Below are 1578 nucleotides of genomic sequence, written 5' to 3' on the forward strand. Positions count from 1 at the left end.
TTCTTCATCGTGTCCGTCCTGCAATCGGCCGGACTCTAATCGATGCTGGTGGGATTTTTCAGGGGCACGTCACTTTTCATCCATTGTGTCCGCATTAGGTTGCGCTTGGCGGTTCCCGAGTCGCGCCAGGAGGGGTCATGCGCCCGAAGTTCCATAGTTGCCGCTTACGGGCGAGGCGGGACGCCGTGCCGCCCACTCTTCCTATTCAAACTCACAAAACGTCGACTTATCATCAATATCTGTATGTTGATGTTGTGGTGAGCCCGTCCCGAAAATCGAGAAATGTAGACGGCCAAGCTTTCAGTTCAAATGGGGAGCAATAAAATGAAAAACATTCAAATTATTGAAGGCGCAGATAATGCTACATTCAGTATTTTCCAAGCTACAGATGCTGAATTCGAGGCAATATTTCCAGATTGTCGTGATATTGAACTCGCGGAGGACTTATTCGCTCGCCTGGGAGAGATACGAGCGCGGGCCGTGGCCGAACCAATGTGGGATCGGCCCATCTTAAAACGTGACGCCCTCGGCATCCATGGCACACTTTTTTACGGATGGCTCGATAAGCGAAAATATCTTCCGTCGTCAAAACGCGAGGTAGATTTCGAACATTCGAGCATAAACGCTGCACAGCGTCGGCTCTTTAAATCGAGCAAATAGATTCCGCCAACCACTCTTGACAATCCCGTCCATAAGTCAAGATTTTTACGAATTCACATAGAGGAGATTTAGACGTGGCTGGATGGTTGGGAAGCACTTTGGGTGCGGTTGTTGGCCTCGCGATTGTGGGAGGCGTCTTCTGGTTCGCGTTCCGGCGCCCGCCGGAACGTCGAAGCGACGGAGGCCTAACTCAGCATGACACCAGCAATTACGCCTCAGGCGACAATTACACCTTTGGCGACGATAGCGGCCATAATCCCGATTGAGGGGGAGACGGCACGAGGTCCGCTTGGGGTCAATTGGAGCCCCGGGCGGCCGCCGGCGAATTTCTGGCGATCGGCGCAGCTCGTTTAGGGATTTCGGGTGAGCGTGGGTCGAGCGCCTGATATCCCCGTTGGCCGAAGAGCAAATCACCCGCTGAACAAAGGAGCGCGCAAATGTCGGGGCCATTCCCCCACATCGAACCCTATGGGAGCGGCATGCTCGAAGGAGGCGATGGGCATCAGGTCTACTGGGAGTGCTGCGGCAATCCCGCTGGGAAGCCTGCTCTATTCCTGCACGGCGGTCCAGGTTCAGGATGTTCGGCGGGTCAGCGGCGGTTCTTCGATCCTCGCCTCTACAGTGCCGTGCTGCTGGATCAACGCGGGTCAGGGCGCAGCCGGCCGCTGGCGAACGAACCCGACGCCGACCTCGACAGCGACACCACTGCCCACCTGATCGCTGACATCGAGGCGTTACGCGAGATGCACGATGTGAATCGCTGGGTCATATTGGGGCTATCGTGGGGGACCACGCTCGGCTTGGCATATGCCCAGGCTTACCCGCACCGCGTGAACGCCCTGGTGCTGGGCTTCGTAACGACCACGTCCCGGCGCGAGGTGCGATGGATCACCGAGGAGGTCGGATGTATCTTTCCAC

General features: G+C 56.5%; 2 protein-coding genes. Both read left to right on the forward strand.

Annotation, left to right across the window (positions count from 1 at the left end; translation table 11 throughout):
• Positions 1-324: 324 nt before the first annotated feature.
• A complete protein-coding gene (locus A1351_RS23845) occupies positions 325-660 on the forward strand; it encodes a hypothetical protein (protein WP_083967220.1) in 336 nt (111 codons plus the stop codon).
• Positions 661-1097: 437 nt separating this feature from the next.
• Positions 1098-1578 (forward strand): alpha/beta fold hydrolase (locus tag A1351_RS07780; RefSeq protein WP_157096182.1); only part of this gene is annotated, 481 nt, incomplete at its 3' end.

The sequence above is a fragment of the Methylosinus sp. R-45379 genome (assembly GCF_001644125.1).
Taxonomy (GTDB): domain Bacteria; phylum Pseudomonadota; class Alphaproteobacteria; order Rhizobiales; family Beijerinckiaceae; genus Methylosinus.

Coding starts and splice junctions, on each gene's coding strand:
- A1351_RS23845 (WP_083967220.1), top strand. CDS start 325: ATGAAAAACATTCAAATTATTGAAGGCGCAGATAATGCTACATTCAGT.